This window comes from Segatella asaccharophila (genome assembly GCF_054687055.1).
In genome coordinates, this window is sequence record NZ_BAACAN010000003.1 from 109,345 (window position 1) to 134,244 (window position 24,900).

22 protein-coding genes are annotated in these 24,900 nt (G+C 37.7%); 19 read left to right on the top strand and 3 right to left on the bottom strand.

Going from position 1 to position 24,900, the window contains the following annotated elements:
• The first annotated feature begins 11 nt into the window (after nucleotides 1-11).
• The 19 genes from ACYRYG_RS02845 to ACYRYG_RS02935 all read left to right on the top strand — a co-directional run bounded on the left by ACYRYG_RS02845 (nucleotide 12) and on the right by ACYRYG_RS02935 (nucleotide 21,372).
• Nucleotides 12-794, top strand: coding sequence for a hypothetical protein (locus ACYRYG_RS02845; protein ID WP_460197547.1), 783 nt, complete (start codon nucleotides 12-14; stop codon nucleotides 792-794).
• Between the two features lie 621 nt (nucleotides 795-1,415).
• On the top strand, nucleotides 1,416-2,327 hold the full coding sequence (locus tag ACYRYG_RS02850; protein ID WP_460197549.1) for a hypothetical protein: 912 nt from the start codon (nucleotides 1,416-1,418) through the stop codon (nucleotides 2,325-2,327).
• Nucleotides 2,293-3,039 carry a glycosyltransferase family 2 protein gene (locus ACYRYG_RS02855; protein ID WP_460197551.1) on the top strand — a complete coding sequence of 249 codons (747 nt, stop codon included), beginning with the start codon at nucleotides 2,293-2,295 and terminating at the stop codon, nucleotides 3,037-3,039. The genes ACYRYG_RS02850 and ACYRYG_RS02855 overlap by 35 nt, the downstream gene beginning before the upstream one ends.
• A gap of 70 nt (nucleotides 3,040-3,109) precedes the next feature.
• Nucleotides 3,110-3,796, top strand: a complete 687-nt coding sequence (locus ACYRYG_RS02860; RefSeq protein ID WP_460197553.1) for an acyltransferase — start codon at nucleotides 3,110-3,112, stop codon at nucleotides 3,794-3,796.
• Between the two features lie 299 nt (nucleotides 3,797-4,095).
• The gene (locus ACYRYG_RS02865) at nucleotides 4,096-5,379 is read left to right on the top strand and encodes a glycosyltransferase (RefSeq protein WP_460197554.1); all 1,284 of its coding nucleotides are present in this window, start codon (nucleotides 4,096-4,098) and stop codon (nucleotides 5,377-5,379) included.
• On the top strand, nucleotides 5,376-6,227 hold the full coding sequence (locus ACYRYG_RS02870; protein ID WP_460197555.1) for a DUF4422 domain-containing protein: 852 nt from the start codon (nucleotides 5,376-5,378) through the stop codon (nucleotides 6,225-6,227). The genes ACYRYG_RS02865 and ACYRYG_RS02870 overlap by 4 nt, the downstream gene beginning before the upstream one ends.
• Nucleotides 6,228-7,358 (top strand): DUF1972 domain-containing protein, encoded by a 1,131-nt coding sequence (locus ACYRYG_RS02875; protein WP_460197557.1) that lies wholly within the window; start codon nucleotides 6,228-6,230, stop codon nucleotides 7,356-7,358.
• Entirely contained in the window at nucleotides 7,318-8,484 is a 1,167-nt protein-coding gene (locus ACYRYG_RS02880; protein WP_460197559.1) for a nucleotidyltransferase domain-containing protein, read from the top strand. Before ACYRYG_RS02875 ends, ACYRYG_RS02880 begins: the two co-directional genes overlap by 41 nt.
• 84 nt (nucleotides 8,485-8,568) lie before the next feature.
• Complete coding sequence (locus tag ACYRYG_RS02885) at nucleotides 8,569-8,814, top strand: hypothetical protein (protein WP_460197560.1); 246 nt, start codon at nucleotides 8,569-8,571, stop codon at nucleotides 8,812-8,814.
• Between the two features lie 388 nt (nucleotides 8,815-9,202).
• A complete protein-coding gene (locus ACYRYG_RS02890) occupies nucleotides 9,203-9,511 on the top strand; it encodes a hypothetical protein (protein ID WP_460197561.1) in 309 nt (102 codons plus the stop codon).
• 331 nt (nucleotides 9,512-9,842) lie between these two features.
• Nucleotides 9,843-13,643: a sacsin N-terminal ATP-binding-like domain-containing protein gene (locus ACYRYG_RS02895; RefSeq protein WP_460197562.1), complete on the top strand. Its 3,801-nt coding sequence runs from the start codon at nucleotides 9,843-9,845 to the stop codon at nucleotides 13,641-13,643.
• 171 nt (nucleotides 13,644-13,814) lie between these two features.
• Nucleotides 13,815-13,949 carry a hypothetical protein gene (locus ACYRYG_RS02900; protein WP_460197563.1) on the top strand — a complete coding sequence of 45 codons (135 nt, stop codon included), beginning with the start codon at nucleotides 13,815-13,817 and terminating at the stop codon, nucleotides 13,947-13,949.
• A gap of 53 nt (nucleotides 13,950-14,002) precedes the next feature.
• A complete protein-coding gene (locus tag ACYRYG_RS02905) occupies nucleotides 14,003-15,091 on the top strand; it encodes a hypothetical protein (RefSeq protein WP_460197565.1) in 1,089 nt (362 codons plus the stop codon).
• Nucleotides 15,092-15,096: 5 nt separating this feature from the next.
• Nucleotides 15,097-15,465: a lipocalin-like domain-containing protein gene (locus ACYRYG_RS02910; protein WP_460197566.1), complete on the top strand. Its 369-nt coding sequence runs from the start codon at nucleotides 15,097-15,099 to the stop codon at nucleotides 15,463-15,465.
• Between the two features lie 157 nt (nucleotides 15,466-15,622).
• The gene (locus tag ACYRYG_RS02915) at nucleotides 15,623-16,933 is read left to right on the top strand and encodes a hypothetical protein (RefSeq protein WP_460197567.1); all 1,311 of its coding nucleotides are present in this window, start codon (nucleotides 15,623-15,625) and stop codon (nucleotides 16,931-16,933) included.
• Between the two features lie 142 nt (nucleotides 16,934-17,075).
• On the top strand, nucleotides 17,076-17,249 hold the full coding sequence (locus ACYRYG_RS02920; protein ID WP_460197569.1) for a hypothetical protein: 174 nt from the start codon (nucleotides 17,076-17,078) through the stop codon (nucleotides 17,247-17,249).
• Between the two features lie 673 nt (nucleotides 17,250-17,922).
• Nucleotides 17,923-19,665 (top strand): hypothetical protein, encoded by a 1,743-nt coding sequence (locus ACYRYG_RS02925; protein WP_460197570.1) that lies wholly within the window; start codon nucleotides 17,923-17,925, stop codon nucleotides 19,663-19,665.
• A gap of 367 nt (nucleotides 19,666-20,032) precedes the next feature.
• Nucleotides 20,033-20,206, top strand: a complete 174-nt coding sequence (locus ACYRYG_RS02930) for a hypothetical protein (protein ID WP_460197572.1) — start codon at nucleotides 20,033-20,035, stop codon at nucleotides 20,204-20,206.
• Complete coding sequence (locus ACYRYG_RS02935; RefSeq protein WP_460197574.1) at nucleotides 20,203-21,372, top strand: nucleotidyltransferase domain-containing protein; 1,170 nt, start codon at nucleotides 20,203-20,205, stop codon at nucleotides 21,370-21,372. The genes ACYRYG_RS02930 and ACYRYG_RS02935 overlap by 4 nt, the downstream gene beginning before the upstream one ends.
• Before the next feature lie 97 nt (nucleotides 21,373-21,469).
• Here the strand turns inward: ACYRYG_RS02935 and ACYRYG_RS02940 are convergent, their stop codons facing one another.
• The 3 genes from ACYRYG_RS02940 to ACYRYG_RS02950 all read right to left on the bottom strand — a co-directional run bounded on the left by ACYRYG_RS02940 (nucleotide 21,470) and on the right by ACYRYG_RS02950 (nucleotide 24,729).
• Nucleotides 21,470-22,270, bottom strand: coding sequence for a BRO family protein (locus ACYRYG_RS02940; RefSeq protein ID WP_460197575.1), 801 nt, complete (start codon nucleotides 22,268-22,270; stop codon nucleotides 21,470-21,472).
• 224 nt (nucleotides 22,271-22,494) lie between these two features.
• On the bottom strand, nucleotides 22,495-23,856 hold the full coding sequence (gene mnmE, locus ACYRYG_RS02945) for a tRNA uridine-5-carboxymethylaminomethyl(34) synthesis GTPase MnmE (RefSeq protein WP_293444375.1): 1,362 nt from the start codon (nucleotides 23,854-23,856) through the stop codon (nucleotides 22,495-22,497).
• Entirely contained in the window at nucleotides 23,857-24,729 is an 873-nt protein-coding gene (locus tag ACYRYG_RS02950; RefSeq protein ID WP_293417200.1) for a nucleoside phosphorylase, read from the bottom strand. It lies immediately after the preceding gene.
• Between the last annotated feature and the right edge of the window lie 171 nt (nucleotides 24,730-24,900).

Here is a 24,900-nt window from a genome sequence, read left to right on the forward strand (position 1 = left end):
ACAAACCCACATTGGAAAGAATAAAAAAAGAAGCTCAGGGTATGAATATCTTTGATGGGATATACATTCTTTCTGAAAAAGACTTTGATATAGCTTATAAGAAATTATTTTATGGAGAACATCGCAATAAGATGTATGCATTTGGTTATTACTCTTGGAAATCATGGGCTGTCAAAAGTGTGTTGGACAAACTCAATGAAGGGGATCTTCTTATATATTGTGATGCGGGATGTACTCTCAATCCAAAAGGCTTGAGGAAATTACATCTTTGGATTTCGGATATAAGCAAACAAGATAAGGATATTATGGCTTTTATCCAACCGCAATATTTGGAGAAAGCTTATACGAAAGAAGAAGTATTCAAATATTTCAGTATTTCTCAAAATGACAAGATGATCCGTAATACAGGACAGTTTTTTGCTGGAACTCTTTTAGTTCGTAAAACGCTGCAAAGTTCAGATTTGATAAATCAGTGGTATAATTTAAGCAATTATCATAAGGATTTGATAGATGAGAGTACAACTTGTACAGAAAATCCTGATTTTATAACATGTCGTTACGATCAAAGTCTGCTATCCTTATTACTTAAACAGTACAAGGGTTTAGTAACAAAGAATTTATCAGAAATAGAATATGGTTGTCATTCTAATATAGGAATAGAAGATAGCCCTATTTGGGCATTACGAAAAAAGAAACTAACTTTTATAGGTTATCTGAAAGTTTTTCCTATTCGTGTGATAAATAAAATTGCCCGCGTCTTGGGATATAGAAATGTAATCAATTACAAAATATAGACCTTGTGAGTAGTAAGTGTCCCAAATAGGTATCTTGCATAAACCCTTAACAAATGAAATTTCGTGCTCATATCAAAAATCAAGGATTATGTTGAGTACGATAGATTTTGAAAAACTGCTCTTTCTCTACAAGACGGAGGGTCAGAACATGTCAATCCATACATTTTGTGTAAATAAAGGCTATCAACTCCAAGATGATCCCCGTTTAGCCGGTCATAGATTAAAATCTCTTCAACTTTATTCAGAGCGTAAAATTAGGAACACTCTGAAATACCGATAGGGCGTGGAGATAAATTGGACACAAACATGAAAAAATTATTTTATCTATATCTAATCAGTCTTACTATTGTTATAAGGTATTTTGTTAATGATGAGAATCTTAACTATTTCCTGATTGGGTCAATGATGCTATTAAGTTTCGTTGGCTTATTTATAAAAGCATATATCAAAACAGATAGTTTCTTACCATTATTGATGATTCTTATTATGTTCTTGTTCTCCTTTCTGGCTCATCGAGAAAGTTTTAGGTCATCAACTATTCTATACAGTCTGTTATTTGTGACATCGTTTTTATCGTACACTGTGATATGGGATAAGAGTAAAGTAAAGATTTCATCTGTAATGAAATTGATAAAATATATAATCTATGCTTATGCAATAGTCCTTTTTATTCAGCAAATACAATCATTTAGTGGAATGACACATGTTTTCAATTTAGCAAGTGATTTTAGCTCGAAATGGAAACTTAATTCATTATCTATGGAATCATCAAATACGGCTATGATAATTCCTCTTCTGATGTATTGTTATATAAGATTGCAGGAACTGTTACTCGGAGAAAAACTTGAAATAAAACAAATTTATAAAAGAGATAAAAAAATTATAATCATATTTCTGTATGTAACATTAACAAATGGTGCAATGACGGCACTTTTTACTTTGCCGATTTTTTGCCTGTATTTTTTACGTGTAAAAGATATAAAATATATCATTGGAGTTGTAATATTTGGATTTGGTCTGGCAATGGGATTAAAATATGCAGGAGTTATAGAATTTGATAGGATAACAAAAGTAATCAATGCGTTCTTTACATTTGACATAAATACCATAGTAGATGTTGATCCAAGTGCTGCATGTCGAATAGTACCTTACTTTAATTATATAAATGCTTTTAATCCTTTGGATCCCAATTTCTGGATTGGACATGGTATTGATAGTGCAGAGACTTTAGCTGATTATCAAATTTTAGCAATAGGAGAGGCAAAAGAGGGTATAGGAGCGATGAATATTTTTTCAACCTTTTACGATTATGGCTTTATTATGACCATATCATTTGTTTTGTTTGTTTATAAATTTGCAATAACAAAAGTCAAAAGTTTTGATACATTGATTTATGTTCTTCTTTACTCAGTCGTACCTTTTAATCATTATATGCTATGGATTTTCCTTGCATATATGTTTTTGGTCAAAAGATATGGAATAAAATATAAATTTGTAAATGAAAATAATTTCAATTATTATCGCAACCTATAATGCTGACAAGACATTGAAGCGGTGTTTGGATAGCATTGTGCCTCAATTAACAGATGAGTGTGAACTTGTTCTTGTAGACGGTGGTTCAAAAGACAATACCAATGCCATCATTGATTCTTATAGTGATCAGGTCTCTGTTCATATATCCGAACCAGATCAGGGAATCTATGATGCCTGGAATAAGGGGATTAAGGCATCAAGTGGGGAATGGATCATGTTTGTTGGCGCAGATGACTTGCTATTGCCCCATGCTCTAAATAACTATTTAGATACAATTAAGGCAACCGATCTAATCTCTTCTTACGATTATATTTGTGCACATAACGAGTTTGTAGATGAGCATGGGAATCTCTTGAAAATATTAGGCTCTGCCCCTGCATGGAGTGTGATGAGGAAGACTATGGCTGCAGCACATGTCGCATCATTACACAATAAGCATAATTTGTTTGATAAGATTGGTCTTTACAACTTAAACTTTAAGATATGTGCTGATTATGAATTATTAGTTCGCAAACGGAATCATTTGAAATATCTTTTTATTGACAAGCATATTGCCAGAATGAAAATAGGAGGGATGAGCTTTTCCACCTCAGCAGTTATTGAGGCCTATCAAATAAGAAAGTTGCATCATACTGTTTCCGGGATAGAAAATGTCCTCTTGTTGATACGTGACTGGCTTGCCTTTAAATATTTTGTCATTTGCAAATCATAAATAATTGTTTGAGTAAAATAGAATATAAAGATACAAAAGGGGAAGGCTGTTCCTTAATGATAAAATGTATATGATAAAAAAAATAAATTCAATAATAACCAAAATGAAGGGGGAATCATTTGTTATTGATGATCTGGTTCCAACTTCATATATATTTTATTTTTTCTTGAGCAAGATATTTTGCTTAATCTATGGTATTGTTAGGTTGAGATGCTTTAAAACTGTTTTTATTCATCCATCAAGTACTATTAAATGTGCTTCAAAGTTAAAGTTTGGGAAAAATTTCTCTGTGGGGAGATTATGCTATATTGATGCTTTGTCTAAACATGGTCTCATTTGCGGAGACAATGTGTCCTTAGGTTTCTTTACTCATATAGAATTAACAGGAAGTCTTAAACTGTTAGGACAAGGAATGATAGTTGGTAATAATGTTGGGCTAGGTACACATGGTTATTATGGGAGTGGAACGGGATTATTAGAGATTGGGGATAATACCATTTTTGGTAATTATGTGAGTGTACATCCTGAAAATCACAATTATTCCAATTTGAATTTACCTATAAGATCTCAAGGGGTTAACGGCAAGGGAATAAAGATAGGGAGTGATTGTTGGATAGGAGCCAAAGCAACTATATTAGATGGTACCATACTGGGTGACCACTCTATTGTTGCAGCTGGTGCAGTTGTGAAAGGCATCTTTCCTCCTTATTCTGTTATAGGTGGAGTTCCTGCAAAGATATTGAAAATGAGGAAATAAGAAGAATCCTAAATTATAATCATGAAACTATCGAAGTATGCTATTCAAAAATTGGTTCTTTATGTAACCGGGACGGAAACGCCTGGTTTATATAGAAAAGGAAAGGATCTCGTGGATCTTTTTTAATCAATATGGTCTAAGGGACGTATATGATTTCAATCATGGTGGATGAAGTCAATCAAGATAGAAAGTAGAGGAATCTGTGCAAAAAGTCATAGTAATATTTGATTATTTTATATACTCTTAAGTTGAGGATTTTACATTATATCTTAGGGTTCCCTCCTGAACGAACTGGTGGAATGACTAAGTATGCCACAGATCTGATTCGGGTGCAAAAAAAGAATAACAAGGTCTTTGTTTTGTTCCCTGGAGGCTATATACATTTAAGGAGAAAATGTTGGGTATCTTTTGCCTATACGAGAGAGCAAGTTATATGCTACAAAATTAACAATCCTTGTGTAATCCCGTTGCTTTATGGTATAAAGAGACCAGATAAGGTCTTTCATACAATTGATGAATCTGTTGTAATTAATTTTTATAATTCTGTAAAACCAGATGTAATTCATGTGCACACCTTAATGGGGCTACCAAAAGCCTTTATTTCTGTTGCAAAAAAGATGCACATAAGAATCGTTTATACCAGTCATGATTATTTTGGTATATGTCTTAGAGTAAATTTTGTAAATGATCGTGGTAAAGTTTGTGAAACGCCTAATCCTTATTTGTGTTCTATATGTAATTCAAGTGCTCCTAAGACATTATTTTTGAAGTTGAGGAACATGCCAACGCTTCTTAAATATAAAAATGTCTTTCTTTCTAAACTCAAGTATAATTCTCATAGTATTTCATGCACTTCAGCACTAGTTCAAACAAATACTACTCCTCATAATCTCAATAGCTATGGAAAATTATTGGATACGTATATAACTATGCTAGAACAGTTTGATATTATTCATTTCAACAGTACAGTTGCCAAAGAGGTTTATCAAAGCCATCTGAAAATCAACAAATCTGTGGTATTGCCGATAACCCATCAAGGAATCATGGATAGAAGAAAAATTTTGCATGTTGATGGAAGTTGTATAAAAATTGGCTTTATAGGAAGTATAGCTCCGTATAAAGGTTTTCCGTTACTAAAAAATATTCTACGGGATTTATCTTCTCAAGGGTATAATAACTGGCTTTTATCAGTCTGGGGAGGTCCAAAAGGTACAGACAAAGAATGCAACAATATTGTTTATAAAGGAAAATTTACTGCACGGCAATTAGAACAGGTATATCAATCTATGGATCTTTTAATCGTTCCATCAATATGGAAAGAAACTTTTAGTTTGATTACTTTGGAAGCCCTTTCATTTGGTGTTCCTGTGATTGTATCTAAAAATGTTGGTGCAAAGGATATTGTTTCTCAATATGATCCCCATTTTGTCTTTGACAGTTCTGAAAGTTTGAAAGAACTAATCTTCCAAATTCTTCTTGATCAGGAAATATTAAAAGAATTCAATAAGAATATTTTAGATCAACCATGGAAACATTCAGTTGAAATTCATGCACAAATTATTAAAAAGGAATTATACTTATGAAAAAAATTCAGATTTTAGTATGTGCTCATAAAGAAAGTTCTTACACTAGGAATTGTAAACCATATACAGCAATTCAGGTGGGGAAAGCTTTACATCCAGACATCAATTTAGGATTTCTTAATGATAACATAGGTGACAATATAAGTAATAAAAATTCATCATGGAGTGAATTAACAGCACTTTATTGGGGATGGAAAAATATTAATGACGTTGAATATTTGGGGTTGTGTCACTATCGGCGGTACTTTGACGTACAAATAGATGACACAAACATAGATAAAATCATTAAGGAAAAGGATATTATTGTCATAAAATCCCCTAAAATGAATTCTCGGCAAGAAAGGGCGGATAATTTAATTCACATGACAAGCCAAGAAGATTATTATATTTTTGCAGATACATTTCTTTCTATCTATCCACAATTTCATGATAGCTTTATCAATTATTTCTATAATTCACGGGTAAGTTATCCTTACACAATGTTTATTGCAAAAAAAGAAATCTATGATGCTTTTTGTAATTTTATTTTCCCGGTACTTTTCAAGGTGGAGAAAAGAATAAAAAAACATGGATATTCTAGACAACAAAGGTGTATTGGCTATTTTGGAGAATGGTCATTAGGATTATTTATTTCATGTATGCATTTAAAGGTGAAATGTGTTCCACTAGTCTTTTGTGATAAAGGGAAAAACAAACATTCAAAATTAGCTTATTTTTGTCGTGATATTTGGAAATTCTTTTATTTTGTTCTTGATAGATTGAAACCAACACCTAAGGAAATCTTAGTCCCTCCTGATGTTATGACAGGATTGAAGCAAGATGGAATCATTCTTAATATTCTAAAGTAGATGAAAATTGCTTTTGTCAGTACTCGGGGCATTCCCAACAATTACGGGGGCTTCGAACAGTTTGCCGAGTATATATCTGTAGGTCTGGCCAAAAGGGGACATGACGTAACGGTGTATTCTCCGAAATACCATCCTTATCAGAAGGAGGAATATAAAGGGGTTCACATCCGGCATATCTATTCCCCGGAGAAATGGATGGGCGGATCGGTAGGGAGTTTTTTCTATGACTTTGCCTGTCTGCGGGATGCCCTGAAACGGGGACATTTCGATATTATCTACGAAGCGGGATATACCAGTATCATCCCAGCCTATATCTGGTTTAATGTGAAGAAAATCAAGTCGCCCATATTCACGACCAATATGGACGGACTGGAATTTAATCGGTCGAAATTCAACAAGTGGGTACAGAAGTTTATCCACTGGGAGGAGAAGGAGGCTGTAAAGCACAGCCACTACTTGATAGCGGACAATATGGGTATTCATGACTATTACAAGGAAGTTTACGGCAAGGAGAGTAAGTTCTTGGCCTATGGAGCGAATATCTATGATGACTATGACGAGAAGCATCTTGAAAGTTTAGGCTTGCATCCTAAGGACTATTACCTGCTCATTGCTCGTCTGGAGCCGGAAAACAATATCTGTATGGCCATAGAGGGGTACAAACATTCCGGGGAGTATGGACGAAAACCGTTGGTGATTGTGGGCAAGACAACAACGAAACATGCGAAGGAACTTTTGACTGAATTCGGCGATGATCCGTCTATCCAGTTTGTTGGGGGTATCTATGACTTTACCAAACTCAATAGTATCAGGCATTTTTCGTATGCCTATTTCCACGGGCATAGTGTGGGAGGGACTAATCCTTCCTTGTTAGAAGCAATGGCTGCGGGCTGTTTTATCCTGGCGCATGACAATATTTTTAACCGGGCCGTGTTGAGGGAAAATGCAACTTACTATGGTTCGGCTAAAGAGGTGAGTGACCTGTTGGACCATATCGAGGAAAATGAGGTCGTTCACCGGCAACAGTTTGTGGACGGTAATCTCGAGGTGATTCGGAAGGAGTATTCCTGGAATCATCTTGTGGACCAGCATGAGGCATATTTCAAGTGGTTGCTGGAACAGAAACGATAGACAGGAAGAGACAATGACGGATACGGCTGACCGGTTGTTGACATTGGTCCGTGCAGCGATGTGGGGAGAAAGCCCCGACGCATCTAAGTTCATGGGCGCAGACTGGAAGGGAATCTTCCATTTGGCGGACATCGAAACGGTTTCTTGTCTGGTGCTGGACGGTATCTCCCTGTTGTCGAAGGAGGTGCATCCTCCTCTTCCGATAAAGTTGCAGCGGATAGCACAGATGCAAAAGGTGGAACGGGTCAACCGGTTGCACCGCAGTATCATCGCAAGGATACAGGATGCACTGGAGACAGAAGGAATTGTGCCCGTGTTTATGAAGGGACAGGTGACAGCTTTGCGCTACCCTCAGCCTCTGCACCGTCAACCGGGCGATATTGATTTTGTGATCGGGAGCAGGGATTTTTCCAAAACACTGGACATCCTAGAACGGTTAGGCCGTGTGGACCGTACACTGGTGCATGAACATCACGGGATGGCCTGGATAGACGGGGTGACAGTGGAACCACACTATAAGGTTCACAATTACCAAAGGCCTTCCACTGACGAGGCCATGCGGGAGATGTTCGGAGAGATTTATCCGGAACATTTGTCGCGTATTGTGATGGACGGAAAGGAAATTTGCGTGTTTCCGCCTACCTTTGAAAGTGTGTTTCTGATCAGTCATCTAGTCAATCATGTGTATGAGGAGGGATTGGGACTAAGACAGGTCATTGACTATGCTTTGTTTTTTAATAGATGCAATAAGAATATTGACTGGACTAAACATGCAGAGTATTTGAAATTAATGCGGATGGAGAGGGCCTGGCGGATATTTACTTGCTTATGTGTGAACTATCTTGGTTTGCAAATTCCTCCATTAGTAATTCCTTTTACGCAAAAAGAAGAAGATTGGGCAACACGTCTAATGTCAGATATTATACATGTGGGGAATTTTGGCCGGGGAGAATACATCTTCCAATATAATACGATTAATGATATTATTAAAAATTATTGTTGGGTGGTTAAGCGGTGTTACCGCTTAGGCTTTGTTTGTCCAAGTGAAGCAAGATGGTGGGTACTATCAAAGATCAAGAGATTTTTTTGGAAAAAATCAAAGGAGTTCTTTCATTCAAAATCTTGATGAAAATACCTTATGTTATGTGTTTTACTGTATCATTTTGCCGGGGCCGTCATTATGTCCTGTCCGTAGTATTCGGCCTGCGGGATGACCGGATGCTGGTACCTGGACCGGAAGCGGGGGCAGCTGCTCCTGAGTGAAGTCCTGGGCGGGGGCAATTTCGGGAAGTTCTTTACGAAGTATGACCATTTTACCCGTCAGGGCATGGTGAAGAAGTATTTCCTGAAGATTTACCGTAACCTCCATTTCATCCGTCTGTATCCTTCTGAGGCCCTCAGTGAACCCCTGTTCCGTACCTGGCATTTCCTATGGAGGATAGGGAAGAGCGCCTGACGTGGAAGGTCCCGAATCGTATCCGTATCATTCCGCCTTGTTATTGGCCACCTTACCTTGCAGGGCTTCGATTGAATCAACAAAAACAATTGTTTCTATTGATTGATTCTATTTTCCATAAAAAACACGACAAATCATTGTTCATTTCCATTTTATTTACTATCTTTGAACCGTTGATCTACTGAAACACCACGGCTGTGAATCACCTCTTTGTCGTTCTTGTTTCAGTTTCTCTCGTCCGGCAACCCTTCACTTAATCTGATGAGCTGCTAAGAAAAACAAATAGAATTAATCAATAAGTCTTATGATCATGAAGTATTACATTAACAATCGGCAACAAGATGATAGTCAAGTAAAAATCGAATGATTGAAGTTTTTCATTTGATGTTTGGTAAATCAGAAAAGTTTAGCTATTTTTGCAAAGTCAAGATATAAGAAGAAAGGAATAATGGATGGAACCGGTACTCAACGACTATCACAAAAAGATAAATGCCATCAAGATTCAATCGGTGGAATCCTGGAGGAGGTTGAAACTTTCGCACAAGGAGTGCTCAAATCAGTTCAAGCGGTTGCGGGAACAACGAATTGCAAGGGAGTCCAAATCGCTCGTATAGCAGAATGGGAAAATAAACATGGTTACTGGATAGAGACCGCCGAACTTGGAAGTTATGAGGATAGAAGTCTACAAGTCGGATGAAGGTAATATCAGTACATACTATAGCCAGTCTCCGAAATTCTTAAAATAGGAACTGCTGTTGTGACTTCAAGATAATGATACCCGGGCAGCTGGCCATAGATTAAAATCTCTTTAGTCTTATTCACAACTTAAAAGCGGTGACGCTCTAAAATATCCTGTTTATCTGGCATAAACATCAATTGAACACGAACAAATCAAAAATTTTTGCCCTATTATTACGCAAAAGTTCGTTAACAACAAAAGTTTAATATTTATGAGCAAAGTCGGAAGACGCCCATAAACAGGGCGCTTCGGAGTGGTTCATGGAATAATAGACATTTACTTTTCGAAGATGAATAACGATACATTTATAGCTGACCTCAGCAGGAAGAAAAGCGATTATAATAATCCAGATCAGGCGACTACACAAGAGCAGAGCCTGATACAGCTTTCGTCTGGAATATACACAGAGGAGGAACGGTTTGTCTTTGAGCTGTTTCAGAATGCAGTGGATGCATTTGAGGTTTCTGCGGGTTGCTTAGACGTGAAAATACTCATTAGTAATGGTTACTTAGTGTTCATGCACAACGGACAGGCATTCTCCAAGCGCGACATAGAGGGATTGTGCGATGTGGGTAACGGAAACAAGATCAAGGACATTAAGAAGATCGGTTACAAGGGAATTGGCTTCAAGTCCGTATTCTGGTCCAACTGCGTGACGGTCGCTTCCGGCGGCTATTGCTTCAAGTTTGACAAGGAGCACTGGACAGACTATTGGGATAAACATTGGAAAGCGTCATATGGGAAGAAAGATGACGAGAAGAAATATCTGATGCCGTGGCAAATCATTCCAATAGAGACCATGCCTCCAAACATAGGTATTGACACATCGGGCTATCAAGTAGTCACTTATATTCAGCTTGGCAGAAAGAAGAACATTGGAGAGAAGATTGTTCGATTAATGTCGGATTGTCAATTTTTGTTGTTCGTCAGTGCCAAGAACATCAAGATGGCATTTTGGAAAGAAGATAGTTTGGTGTCTTCTTTGGAGAAGAAAACGGTGGATGACCAAGTTGTGCTATCTAAAAACGATGTTGAAGATAGTCGGTGGCTGATCTATTCCAATGATCATGTAGAGGTGCCGCCCGAAATCCAAGGTGAGATGAAAGAGGATGGATACACGCCACTTAAACTGCAGGATGCCAAAAGCTTCGACTTGTCTTTTGCGATAAAGCTGGATAAAGAAAACAGGCTCGTACCTATGGCAGACGCTGTAGTCTATACCTACCTGCCGACCTCTTTTAAGTTTGGTGACGTAGGGTTACCTTTTCTTGTCAATGCTAACTTTATTACAGATGCAGGACGTCAGCAACTGCACAAGGATTCAGCGTGGAATAAGCTGATATTCTCAAGGATTCCATTCGAATTCTTGACGTGGATGTCGCAAATCTCAGACAAGTACCAGAACTACTATGAGATGCTGCCAAAGATATCGTATGGTTGTAGCAATCCGTTGGAGAAAGCATACGAAGACGGGATGAAATCAGCTATAGGAAATGTGGCTTTCATTCCGAGCATTGATAATCTTGCCATTAAACTCCTCCCCAGTCAGGCGATAATGGATAGCATAGGCATATCTGATGCCATCTCAACAGGTGTACTGCTTCGCCACGTCAACAAGACATACGGAAAAGCGTATGACGACAATAGCCTAATACGAAGAGTTAGGAAAGGTAGCTGTATGCTGAAAAAATATGGTGTGTTCTTCTTTGACAAGGATTGCCTTGCCAAACTTTTCGATGATGAGGATTGCTTCGAGGGCATTGATGTTGAGCTCGACAAGAAACTGGTAAGCTTTCTATATTACTTGCAAAGAGACGCTACCGAGAAACCGGATTTTGTGAAAACACTGAAGTTGGTGAAGTTTCTACTGGACGAAAAGGGAAATCTTGCAGCACCTGAAAATCTTTTCTTCCCCTCTGACTATCGGGAACAAAATGAAATGGCAAAGGATGTGACTTTCCTGCATACAGATGTTGCGGACTTTGCCAAGGCCAATGCTGACATGGAAAAGTGGCTGAGTGAAGTCGGAGTCTCTAAACTGAACAATATGACCTTCATTCAATATGTGCTATGCAAGGACGACTATATCACAGTTAGTAATGCCATAGAAGTCGGGCAGTTTTTGTTTGAAGTCAATCAACATGAGAATATCTTCGATAATATAGGCAGCTACACCCTATCAAAAATAAAAATACTCACAAAAGTAGGGACACTAAAGTGCGCAGAAGAACTTTATTTCGGCTCTTTCTATCATCCAGAAGTTGATTTGGAAAGCGTTTATAAGGGCGACATCTATGTATCGGAAAGATATACAGGCGGCTCAGATGTCCAAGAGTGGAAAGTGTTCTGGATGAAGTTCGGAGTGAATGACTCTATAGAAATTGAAAAACAAACACTTATAGGACATACTGAGGATTGGGATATAATCAAAAGGGCAAAAGGTGAATTTGGAAAACGATATAATGTGGGTTCTTTGGGGACGAAATTTTATTATTTTTACGAGTCGAGCTTAGTATTTTACCCTCCACTTCTGCTTTCACAAAAGGAAGTAAGGCCTGACTTGACTAAATTAATATGGGGTAAAATTCTTGCGAAAAAATATGCATTCCATGAGGATATTGTAAAAGGGCAGGCAGGATTTTTTGGCGAATCTGCGAAATACACATCATTGAACTTAGAGCCATTCATTGAGTGGGCAATTAAAAATGTACAGAAGTTCCCAGCTAAGGACGGCAGCTTACGATTGTCAAAAGAGCTATTTGCCAATACTGAAAGCATCAGCTCCGTTGGCGGTAACTATCTTCCTATTATAGATATTGATGGCGAAATAGATAATTCATGGGACTCTTTGTTGGCCTTAAAGACTCAAGTAGGGATAGATGATTTGTTGAATGTGCTGGATAAAATATCTTGTGATGCCAACAAAGTGGAAAAGAATAAAAAACTTATTGCCAATATCTATTCCAAAATCATCGAAATTGGAGGCATAGAAAATTTGGGCTATAAAGACAAATTGACAGAATGGGCAACAAGTCATCGCATCCTTTCCACAGATGGACAGTTCTATAACCCTTCCGAGCTTAGGTATATCACCCTTGACGGATTTGGCAAGTGGAAAAGTGTCTATATAGGTGGCGTCACTAATAAGGATAGGGTAATAGAATTGCTGCGCCTGATGGGCGTTAAGATTATTACCGAGAAGAGTGTCAAGCCGAGTTTTAAAGGGAGAGAAGAATGTGAAACTATCAAGATGGCACTGGAGTCAAGAGTCTCAGCACTGGCATTGCTGAAGATTGAAGAGAGCGCCGACAAAGATGAATACAGCAAAGCAAAAAGCAACTTAAGAAGCAAAGTGGCAAAGACACATTTCTACCAATGCGACGAGATATACTTGTCGTATGGTGATGATGAAGACCAGTTGGAGAAAGCTACTTTCGGACTGGAAGACAACTTCTACTTCACTGGGAATATCAGAGCGGCTAACTTAGAGCCGTTAATGGAACCTCTATGCTCTTTTCTAGGAATAGGCAAGAAGTGTGCACATGAGTTATTTGTAATCATGATTGAGTCGCAAGATGGTATTGAGAGCTATCTTAAAGAGAAAGGATATCATACGGAACTAATGGAGAAAGGGCCTTTGTTGCCTCAAGCAGACTCTGGCGTGTTCACTCCGACAATGCCAGCAGGCGTTACCCCCAATGCACATACAGGATTTAAGGGAGAGATTTGTATGTACTGTAATCTTAAGTCTCAAGGATACAAACCAATATGCCCCTCCATTGTGTCAGAGGATGATGATTATGACTTTTCCCTTAATTACCAAGGGAAGAAGTACTACCACAAGACTAACTATGACAGATATGATATCACGTTTATAAAGAATGGTGTTAAAGTGTATCTTGAAGTCAAGACAACGGTCTGCTCGAAGAATGCTATTGAGAATATTCCAATTAGCGCAAGGGAATGGAAAATGATAGACAAAGTGGAGAATTCGGAAACGGAAGTTTATATCATCGCGCGTATATTCTCTATCGATAATCAACCGCAAGTGTATTTCCTGCGGGGGAACAGGAAACGTTTTAAGGTATAGAATCACTAGTGCCCACAAAAAATACTTAACAGTCATTGTAAGTATTTGATTTTTATATAAATACAAATCAAAATCGACTATAGGGGTTAGAATCGTAAGTGTCCAAAATAGGCATCTTGCAAGACCTCTTAATAAATGTTACATTTGTGCTCACATCAAGAATTAAGAATTATGTTGAGTACGACAGATTTTGAAAAACTGCTCTCCCTCTACAATAGTATTGAAGCAGGTGGATTGATTACTTACTTTTTTGAGTATATGGTGTATGACATGAGCAAGTATGATTGGGAGAAGATTGTTGACTAGACCGTGGAAGTGTATAAGGAATTAGAGAAATAAGATGTAATAAAAAAGTTTTTATGAAAAAGATGTGTACTCTTTATAAAGGATATAATCATGTACTTTCGACTTATAAGTGGGAATATTATGAAAATTCTCCATCATTGAATATAGGTATGTTGAGTAATTCTTGTAAATGTAAGAGTTTTATCAGAAACTGTATGAAAGCCGGAGGGAAAGGTAATGACTATTTAAATGACAGTTTAGATAGTCTAAGTCCCAGTCGTATCAAGCATATCGTGTCTTGTTTTCTTTTAGGATTTGTTTTTCGTGAAAATATTTCTAAAAAGGATTGGATAGATAAAAAACTGAAAACTTTATGTCATGATTATTCAAAAGACTGGAAAGGTGAATTCTCTTATATATGGATGTTAATATGTTTCTTCCACGATTTAGGGTATAATGTTGAGGAAGGTGAAAATGTTATCCCAGAAGAAGATGGTGTTTTTCCTCCGCAAAGGAAATCTTCTGTTTTTTTACCCCGTATTTATACCCCAGAGGCTGTATCTGCCTATGAAAAATATCGTGAGGAAAAATATCACGTAAATGTAGATCATGGCATTTATGGAGGTAAAGTTTGTTATGAAAAATTGTGCGAAATACGTAGACAACATGATTCATCAAAAAATACTCCGAATAATTTGGATAACACGGTGATGATAACAACAATGGGGCAAAAATTACGTGAAGATTCTCCACAATATTATTGGGGAAAGCCTTTAGAAAAAGTTTATGCTTGTATATCTTGGACTATTATATGTCACAATATGTTTTTCGTGCAAGAAGATACGGAGGAAGCCAAATACTATAAAGAGCATGACTTGGGTGAATTCGTGTATAAAAAGCGGGCGAGGAAAATAAGGTTGAAAAGTTCTCCTTTCTTGTTTTTGTTGTGTCTGGTGGATACCTTGGAACCGATTAAGAAATTTAATACCTTAGAAGTACTTAAGTATATTTCTCTTGATGTAAACAAGATGAAAATAAAAATAGATGTAGAGAACACACGGAATATTGGTAACTTGGATGAATGGGAAAAGTATAGAGACTCAGTTATTGGGTTAAATGACTGGCTCTGTGATTTTCAGATAGATGACGGTGCCGGCGGCTGATACTATTGGCCTCGTGTGACCTGCATACGGACAGTAATGGGAAACCGGACGGATACTGGCATCTGAAACAGGTGGACACGTTGGCTACGGGAGACATCAGGGACCTGTCCAAGGTAAACAGTTTCTGGAGGATTGAAGGGAAACTGGCCCAGGTGGAGAGCATCTTCTTTCTTCACGAGCGATACAGTGATACGCTGAGGCTTTATGCTCCTTATATTCATGACTGGCATCAGGATTCACTGTTGAAGAATACAGATCCGGTGAAGGCCTTAGGCATCAACTCCCTGAATGAGCACTTTAAGATCCTGTATCTTAGTGGCAGTAATATGATCTTGCGTGACAGCCTGCTGCAATTGAGTTTTGAAAGGTATTGAAGGTTGCCCTAAAGGTTATACTGAGAGGTTGCTTCGAATAAAATAGACTCAATGATCTGTTCTTATCGAGTAGAAAAATGAATTAGAGAATTTACCTTAATTTTATCAACTTAGAAATGCAAGTTATATACTTGTGAAGCTTGAATTAATTTATATCATGGAGAATACAGAAAATACACAATTAGAAACAGCATTTGATTATGATATACTTGCTTCTCGCACAAGCAGAAATGAGACCAATCATTTCCATATCTATGTAGATGACGATGGCGATTATCAAGTAGTTGATGGCAATCTTGTATGCGATAACTTGTCGACAAAAGAATATGGAAGTTTGGTTCATGAATATATTCATTACATTCAGCATATCCAAACAATCTATGGTGTGAACCGAACAAGGTTACACAATCGGTTGTTTATTGAATATAAGAATTATCTGAAAGAACACGAAAAGATAGAGTTGCCGCTATCGGCTAAAACTGTCAACCCCAAGGTTATTAATGTTTTTACCAAAGCTAATGAAACGGAAGGATCCCGAAATTATCCTCACAATATAGATGAAGTTGAAATAAGAAGAGGAGATATAGAATTGGCTAGAAAAAAGAAACAATCTGTGAGAATAGGAATATATGATTTTGAATCGGGTGATGCTTTGGATGGCGAAGAAGGATATCATTTTGGCTATTGGGCTATAATTGAGGGGATGGCCCATCATATTCAACTACTCATAGATCCTACAGCAGACAAGAGGCATTCTACAGTTCCATATAAGATTGTTGATAAAATATGCCAAGCTATGTATCCAGAGATATGTAATGACAAGCTATTGATGATTTCAATTTGCATGATTGCATTATCATACTGTAACCCCGGCGTGGGTTTCTTTGATGTAGCAGACTATGCTTCCACCAATAAAATAAATAATGGAAGAACATTATATAAGGAGTCCTTGATGAATAAAGTTATATTTAGAAATAAAAAATTAACTATGAGAGAGATGCTTCGCATTGAGCAAAACGAACTACTGCATGAGTTTGAGGCAATAACAGGTGTGAAGTCTGATTATTATAAAAGGGTGTTTGTGCAGACAAACGAGGAATTAAGTACAGGTGAGAGCACTTTACTGAATCTTATATATGATGGCAGTATTAAGAATGTAAAGTCATTTAATGATGTACTTTTAAGAGTATATGGTTTTCCTTTTATAGAATCGCATAAGTCATCTCTTTTGCAGAATAATATAGAAACAAAGAAGCCCTATGTGGAGATTGCTTTTTTGGCATCATGGGAATTATTATACAAAAGATTGGTTAACAAAGATTCAACAAAGTGTAATAGGTATGATATTTGCCATGGTAGTAATAAATTTTCTATTGAGTGTAGAGATGCGCAATGGCTGAAAAAGAAAGAGTGCTTGTTGAGTCTAGGTTTTCAATTATTTGCAGGGAATGTAAAAGAATGGGTTTAAAAGAATGTGTAATACAAAGCCCCACACCTACTGTGTGGAAGTAACCCCAAAAAAGTTGGCTGGTGTGTTATATGGGGTAAGCGTTATTATGGCATTTATGTGGAAAGGACATAATGGAAGATTAATTTTAAAAATGTAGATAATGACAATTGAAGATTTGAGAAATGCTGTTTTTGAAGAGTATGAGTCAAAATCATCGAAAGATAAGACAAGATACAATGCTCTTAATCGTGTGCTTAACTTTGTCACCGAGAATGGTGGGGTAGACTGTATTTTAATTCTTCCTCATTTTGGCAGATACTTCATTTTTGTCTAATTCTGTCTAATTCTGTCTGGTTTGGTTTTGTTTTGTCTGTCAACCATTATCCTCTATCCATCTATTCTTGATTGAGAAATAGGTCAGAGGTTAATAATTGATCAAAAAGAACGCTTATTTCTGTTGATTGATTCTATTTACTATAAAAAACACAACAATCCATTGTTCGTTTCCATTTTATTTACTATCTTTGAACCGTGAATCTACTGAAGCACTTCACGACTGCTGTGAATCACCTTTTTGTCGTCCTTGTTTCAGTCTCTCTCGTCCGACAACCCTTCACCTAATCTGATCAGTTGCTAAGAAAAACAATAAATTTAAATGTAATCGTTTGACAAAAGCTTGGACTTTATGAAAATGACAGATGCTCGTTGATCATTAATTAAAAACTATTCAGTTTTATTCGTGACTTAAAATAAGGGATGCCTTCAAGTGTCTTGACTATCTGGTATGAACATCAATTGAACATCATCCTAATAAAATCATGAGAGAAATTCAAAAACAAAAAGAGCATCCTCGAAAGGATGCTCCGTATACTGTAGGGAGGTTGATCAGAACCCCGGACCCAAGGCCTCAATAGGAACGACACTCTCCCTTTCTATTCTTTATGTGTTGCAAAGTTATGAATAAACAAACAAATAAACAAATAATTAAATAAAAAAAATATAAAAAGATGATAAAAACTGTTGATTTTCAAAAATATTTTGTGTTACGCATGACAGAAATGATGCATAAAGACACTTTGGACAGTTACCGTGTCAGGACAAATAATGCTTTATCTATTATCATAGAATTGAAGAATGTCCTTCAAGGTTGGTTAGATGGGAACGTGAAACGCTTCTCAACTGTTGATTATTGTATACAGGAATGTTTAGATCTCATAAATAATGACGATTGTCTGGCTTTCTCAAACTATGATAAAAACTTATTTCTGGCAAACCTAACAGACTACACTAAGAGGGCAAAATCCGGAAAGGATTTACCGCTATTCCATGAGACAAACTTTATCCTATATGCAGTAGAAGATTTGATTCAAACAAATAAGACTCTATATTTTGAAAATCTAGTAAGTAAAATCAAAAACTATGTAATTGCAAATATCGAATACGGAGATGACCAATTTTCCGTCATATTAAGGCAGTTTGATGATCTTTTGGCTGCCTTTGGCTGTGAGCTTTTGCGTAAAGGATATTCTAAAAAGTATCTTTTTTCTTTCTTTAATGCGATGAAAAAGAACCCTCAGAATCAAGATTTCGGGGATGCCTTCAACAAAATGGTAACAGATTTAACTGTGCAGACAGGCAGGCAATTTTCTGTTGTCATTAAGCTGTCTTTTGACAACAATAAAAATGCGATTACAGCGGAACAAAAGATTAACAATATTTATGTATCTGTTCCTCAGAAAATTCAAGAGCAGATTGTCGTACAGAAATCTTATGAAAAGTCCAATAGCCAAACTCGCTATTTTGTACTTGACAAGGTGGAAGCGCTTGATTCGGCATCTGCTGCAAGAATAGGGTATGAGGAATTATCTGAAATGTTGGACTATAATCAGGATGTAGTTAAAAGTGTCAAGATACCAAGCAGAGCCTTGGTAATTGCTCAAGATCCTAATATTGAGAGAAAAGAATCCACAGAGAATTTCTGTATTTTGGATGCAGGAGGAAAATATACGGATGAACCAGACGAGTCTCTACAATCTACGTTAAAGGAAATACAGGACTTTAGACTAGTTCAAGAGGATGTAAGGGACAGAATTCAATCTGCCTTGAGACATTTACGAATTGGTGATTCTCAAATTGAAATAGAACAACAGTTTATCAACTACTGGATTGCTCTGGAATTTATATTCTCTTCAAGTGACAGGAACTTCAGTACATTTGAACGTATTAAAACTTATTTGGTTCAGATTCTTTCTGTATGTTATATTAAAAGAAATACAGAATATTTGAAGAATTGGTTTGTAAAGACTCATTATATGAATCAAAAAGATAACATATATGAAGCGTTAAATGATGATGAGGCTGTCAATGGAATGCATAATATCCTTGAACGATTTAGAGCAAAGAATATGAAAAGTCATCTCCATTCAAGAGATAATATAAAAAACTATATCAAAGCACACAAAGACCATCTGCTACAGCATATTGTAAGAATTTATAGATTGCGAAATGAGTTGGTTCATGAGGCAGCAATAAAACAAGATATTATGAATGTCACAAGTAATCTGCGTTTTTATCTGACATTTGTATTAAATCAGTTGATAGGCTTTAGTGTAGAAGAGAGCAGTAAAATCAATGAAGTATCAATGGAACGTTTCTTTTGGTTCTATGCTAAATGGGAGAAATTGATTATGTCAGAAGATGCCAAAGAAGGGGCGTTGCAAGTACCTATTGCAAAGAACTATGTTCAATAGAATTATGAATAATCCTTTTATTAGTGTACGTGTCCCAAATCGGTATCTTGCAAAACCACTTAATAAATGTTACATTTGTGCTCACATCAAAAATCAAGAATTATATTGAGTACGACAGATTTTGAAAAACTGCTTATCCTCTATAAGACGGAGGAAAAGAACATGATCATAGTCAATTGGTATGGATTAAATTCTATTTTATTTTATCTATGACTTAAAATAAGTGACACTCTGGAATATCTTGTCTGTTCCGCATTTTAATTCATCCTCATTTTGACAGATACTTCAGTAAACCACCACTTGAACGTAGGTCAATGGTAAGAAATTTCTAATTATCTTTGCCACCGTATTTCAAACATTATCAAATATGGAGACAAAAGAATATTTTGAAAGCGTGATGCAGGGTTTCAACCAGAACCGCAACGGCAGGAAGCTATGGAAGTACTGTATTGATAACAATGTTGATTATAAATGGCTGTTGGATTACGAGATTATCGTCCCAAATGTCCATAATAACCATTTCTGTTGTGTTCACCTATGATCATGAATATCTCTGGAAATATGTTTGACTTTTTCTTCGTTTTTCTCCGTTTCTCGATGGACAGCACGGCAGTGCCTCGGGAGGATTTCCGGTATATGGACTGGAGGGGGCTGTTTGCCTTTGCCCGGAAACAGGCGCTGGTAGGGGTGTTGTTTGACGGGATCCGGCGACTGCCGAAGGAAATGGCTCCGCCTGAGGGGATCCTGTTGCAGTGGCTTTCGGCCAGTGAACAGATCCGGAAACAGAATATCAGACTGAATACTGAGGCTGTAAGGATGTGGACGAAGTTTGCAGGGGATGGGCTGGCTGGCTGTATCCTGAAAGGACAAGGGAATGCGCTGTTGTACCCGGATGTGCATGCCCGGATGCCGGGGGATATAGACATCTGGGTGTGGCCTGTCTCTTCAGGCCTGGACGTGAACAAGGGTGGCGGACTTGACCGGAGCATGGGCCTGAGAGGGCGCAGGGATCGGATCATCAGGTATGTCCATCGGCTTACTGGGAATACGGAACTTAGGTATCATCATATCGGGTTCGACTCGTCAAGGGGCGTTCCTCTGGAATTGCATTTCACTCCTTGCACGATGAATGCGCTGTGGCATAACCGCAGGCTTCAGCGGTGGTTTGAGAAGAATGCGGAGGCCCAGTTTTCCAATTTTGTCGATCTGCCGGATGGTGCAGGGAGGGTGGCTGTGCCTACTTCTGCCTTTAACAGCATCTACCAGTTATCCCATATCTATCATCATTTCTTCGATGAGGGCGTGGGCCTCCGGCAACTTATGGATTACTATTATGTGCTGACCAGGGGGAAACTGGAATGGGATGGAGAGGAATATGCCCGTCAACTCCGGTATCTGGGGCTGTATCATTTTGCCGGGGCCGTCATGTACGTCCTGTCCGTAGTATTCGGCATGCGGGATGACCGGATGCTGGTACCTGTAGACCGGAAGCGGGGGCAGCTGCTCCTGAGTGAAGTCCTGGGCGGGGGTAATTTCGGGAAGTTCTTTACGAAGTATGACCATTTTACCCGTCAGGGCATGGTGAAGAAGTATTTCCTGAAGATTTACCGTAACCTTCATTTCATCCGTCTGTATCCTTCTGAGGCCCTCAGTGAGCCCCTGTTCCGTACCTGGCATTTCCTATGGAGGATAGGGAAGAGCGCCTGACGTGGAAGGTCCCGAATCGTATCCGTATCATTCCGCCTTGTATTTATTAAAGAGTCTTGCAAGATGCCTATTTTGGACGCTTACTTCAAAAATAGTTCTATTTATCTTTCTTTTTCATTTCACGGTAATCTTTTTTCAGGTCTTTCTTGATCTCTGGCAATTTCTTTTCTTGTGGTAAGTTTTCAGGTTTATGCCCAGTATTTTGTTCCACAATTTCTCGGACTTTTCTTCCAATGGAATAATGTGTCTGTTCGAGATTTACCTGCCCTGTTATCCCTTTACTCTTAATATTCTCTTCCGTTTGGGTTACCCGGAATAGATTTGCAGCAAGTTCTGTTCGTCCCATACCATCAAACAGTTTTCCTTTTTCTACACCACGGCGCTTTTCAAGTTTCCAGGATGGCATATTATACATACCACGGTATCCGGCATTCTGAAAATTCGCATAATTTGTTACTTTGGCTGCCTTTGCTGCTGATGCTAAAGATTTATTGCCATCCGTCAGCTCATCCCTTATAAGTAAACGATCAATTTCATTATGGCTTTGGGCATATACTTCAAATTTCCTTGTCTGTTCAGCAAAATAGATTTGAGCTACAGCCACTTCATGTTTTTTAGGATCACCGTTCATGGCAGTAAGGTAACATGCAAAGCGTGTCAGTTTGAAATCCTGGCATTCCTTCCCGTTTATAGAACGTTTTACAGCAATAATATTATCATAATGAGGAATATTGAGTGATACCATAGTCTTTGTGGCACGATTCAAAACTTTTTCAAAAGACTTCATGTCAGAATAGCCCAACATAAGCATTAGATCTGAAGCCCACCAATAAGTGATCCCGTTTTGGTTCTTAAAGTCCTCAAAACTTAATGTGTTTCTCTCCTCAATATTTGCCATAATTCAAAATGTTATAATCGATTTTACAAAGGTAATGTTTTTTGGAAGACATATCAATCCATTTCTTGTAATTAACTATAATTTTCTTCCTCAATAATTTGATTTTAAAAATTAAATATTTTATATTTGCGAAGTTTGGCCTTAAACCTTCATTTATCTCTATATTCACTTTTTCGTAATTGAATCTTTTGCCTCTTGAAATTTATCTTTAAAATAATGGGCAATTATTTACCGATGCAAAAATGTTTGAAGATATTATTTAAGACCTCGTTGGGAGTGATCTGACCTCCGGTTATCTCACCAAGTTGATTCAGACAAATTCGAAGATCTTCAGAAAGAAGATCACCACTCAGATTATCCTTCAATCCCTGCAGAACCCGTTCAATACTTTCTTTACCTGCCATTAATGCATCATAATGGCGTGCATTGGTCACAATGACGGAATTCTCATTAATTTCCGGAATATCAGCAACAATATACAGCTTTTGCTCCAGTTCTGGAATATGAGTACCTTGTTTGGCACTCAAAGAGATCACCGGAATCTTAGAAGGAACATTTATAGTACTACTATCTTTATCAATCTTATTACGTACAATAATTAACGACTTATCAGAGGTACGTTTCTGAATATCCTCAATCTCCTGATCAGAAGGTTGCTGGTCAACCATCCATAAAATAATGGCAGCCTCACTAATTTTCTGATACGTCCGCTCAATTCCTAATTTTTCTATTTTGTCATCCGTTTTGCGAAGTCCTGCCGTATCAATAAAACGAAAGGAAATGCCATGGATTTCAGTTGTATCCTCAATAATATCGCGAGTTGTCCCATCAATATCACTCACAATGGCCTTATCCTCATGAAGGAGTCGATTGAGCAGAGTGCTCTTTCCGACATTTGTCTTACCAATGATCGCTACCGGTATGCCCTGCTTGAGTGCATTACCTGTTTTAAAAGAGCGGGCCAGATAAATAATCTTATCATCGATTTTCTGGGCAAGGGTTTTCAACTGGCCTCGATCAGCAAATTCCAAATCTTCATGATCACTAAAGTCCAGTTCCAACTCTACGAGGGAAGTCATCTTTAGCAATTGTTCACGTAATCTTCCTAATTCACTGCTAAAATGACCTTTAAGTTGACTGATTGCTAATTGATGAGAAGCCCGGTTACTAGCAGCAACCAGATCAGCTACAGCCTCTGCCTGACTGAGATCCATCTTCCCGTTCAAGTAAGCTCTCCGAGTATATTCACCAGGACCGGCCTGCCGACAGCCACAATCGATCAAGCGCCTAAGGACCTGACCGAGAACATAACGGCTGCCATGACAGGAAATTTCTGTAGAATCTTCACCAGTATAACTATGTGGAGAACGAAAGACACTTACCAACACATCATCAATGACCTGATGGTCCGCATCTATAATTTCACCATAATGAACTGTATTAGCTTTTGCTTCAGTTAACGAATGGGTTCCGGCAGGATGAAATATCCGATCAGTTATAGAAATAGCATTTTTACCACTGACTCGTATGATTCCTATTGCTCCTCCTGCTGGAGTAGCCAGGGCACAAATAGTAGCATTATCCATTTAAATTCTGTCCAATACCAGTTTTATTAATCCATCAATGGAATTCTGATACCCTGCATTTGCTTTATGTGCCAAACGATTAGCAATCACCATACAACAGGTAAGAGCTTTATGCCCCATTAGTTGGGACAATCCTTCAACTGCAGAACTCTCCATCTCAAAATTAGTTATTTTAAGTCCTTGATATTCAAATCTTTCAATCTTTTCATTCAAGTCAGGATCAGCCAGTGGCAGACGAAGTTCACGACCTTGAGGGCCAAAAAAGCCACCACAGGCAATCGTTGTCCCTCTCACCATATCTTTCTGTGCAATCCGGTCAAGAAGTTCGGTATCACTTGTAGCAACATACGGATTGCCGATCTTGTCATTCCATTTAACCTGTCGCTTGAATTCACGTTCGAAATCAAGATCACTCATTTGATCTCTGCCCGCATAAAAATTAAGCAATCCGTCAAAGCCTATACTCTTCACGCTTGCTATAAAAGTTCCGGTAGGAGTATTAGGCTGCAATCCGCCACAGGTACCAACACGGACAATAGTCAGGGAACGCAAATGATCCTTTACCGTACGAGTCCCGAAATCAATATTAGCCAGAGCATCAAGTTCGTTTAAGACAATATCAATATTATCGCATCCGATACCCGTACTCGTCACCGTAATCCGCTTATCATTATATTCTCCTGTAACAGAATGGAATTCCCTGTTCTGTACTTCACTCTCAATAGATTGAAAATGAGAAGACACGAGTTTGACTCGTCCCGGATCACCCACCAGAATAATTTTATCGGCCAGTTGCTCCGGTTTAAGATGTAAATGGAAGATACTTCCATCAGAATTGATTATCAATTCTGATTCTGCAAAATATTGTGTCATACTTTCTCGATTTATATCATTTTAAACATTACAGTTCAAAACTGTATATTATTAGTGAATTACAAAAATACAAAAAGAAAGAGAAAACAACAAGGATTTTAAGTTTTATTGTGGAATGCTCTTTTATCAATCCTGGAGAAGGCTGAAACTAAAAATGAGGACTCAATTATA

Coding starts and splice junctions, on each gene's coding strand:
- ACYRYG_RS02935 (WP_460197574.1), top strand. CDS start 20,203: ATGATCATGAATATCTCTGGAAATATGTTTGACTTTTTCTTCGTTTTT.
- ACYRYG_RS02895 (WP_460197562.1), top strand. CDS start 9,843: ATGAATAACGATACATTTATAGCTGACCTCAGCAGGAAGAAAAGCGAT.
- ACYRYG_RS02885 (WP_460197560.1), top strand. CDS start 8,569: ATGACCGGATGCTGGTACCTGGACCGGAAGCGGGGGCAGCTGCTCCTG.
- ACYRYG_RS02860 (WP_460197553.1), top strand. CDS start 3,110: ATGATAAAAAAAATAAATTCAATAATAACCAAAATGAAGGGGGAATCA.
- ACYRYG_RS02870 (WP_460197555.1), top strand. CDS start 5,376: ATGAAAAAAATTCAGATTTTAGTATGTGCTCATAAAGAAAGTTCTTAC.
- ACYRYG_RS02875 (WP_460197557.1), top strand. CDS start 6,228: ATGAAAATTGCTTTTGTCAGTACTCGGGGCATTCCCAACAATTACGGG.
- ACYRYG_RS02920 (WP_460197569.1), top strand. CDS start 17,076: ATGACAATTGAAGATTTGAGAAATGCTGTTTTTGAAGAGTATGAGTCA.
- ACYRYG_RS02850 (WP_460197549.1), top strand. CDS start 1,416: ATGAAATTGATAAAATATATAATCTATGCTTATGCAATAGTCCTTTTT.
- ACYRYG_RS02855 (WP_460197551.1), top strand. CDS start 2,293: ATGAAAATAATTTCAATTATTATCGCAACCTATAATGCTGACAAGACA.
- ACYRYG_RS02925 (WP_460197570.1), top strand. CDS start 17,923: ATGATAAAAACTGTTGATTTTCAAAAATATTTTGTGTTACGCATGACA.
- ACYRYG_RS02905 (WP_460197565.1), top strand. CDS start 14,003: ATGAAAAAGATGTGTACTCTTTATAAAGGATATAATCATGTACTTTCG.
- ACYRYG_RS02950 (WP_293417200.1), bottom strand. CDS start 24,729: ATGACACAATATTTTGCAGAATCAGAATTGATAATCAATTCTGATGGA.
- ACYRYG_RS02930 (WP_460197572.1), top strand. CDS start 20,033: ATGGAGACAAAAGAATATTTTGAAAGCGTGATGCAGGGTTTCAACCAG.
- mnmE (WP_293444375.1), bottom strand. CDS start 23,856: ATGGATAATGCTACTATTTGTGCCCTGGCTACTCCAGCAGGAGGAGCA.
- ACYRYG_RS02880 (WP_460197559.1), top strand. CDS start 7,318: ATGAGGCATATTTCAAGTGGTTGCTGGAACAGAAACGATAGACAGGAA.
- ACYRYG_RS02915 (WP_460197567.1), top strand. CDS start 15,623: ATGGAGAATACAGAAAATACACAATTAGAAACAGCATTTGATTATGAT.
- ACYRYG_RS02900 (WP_460197563.1), top strand. CDS start 13,815: ATGTTGAGTACGACAGATTTTGAAAAACTGCTCTCCCTCTACAATAGT.
- ACYRYG_RS02865 (WP_460197554.1), top strand. CDS start 4,096: ATGACTAAGTATGCCACAGATCTGATTCGGGTGCAAAAAAAGAATAAC.
- ACYRYG_RS02940 (WP_460197575.1), bottom strand. CDS start 22,270: ATGGCAAATATTGAGGAGAGAAACACATTAAGTTTTGAGGACTTTAAG.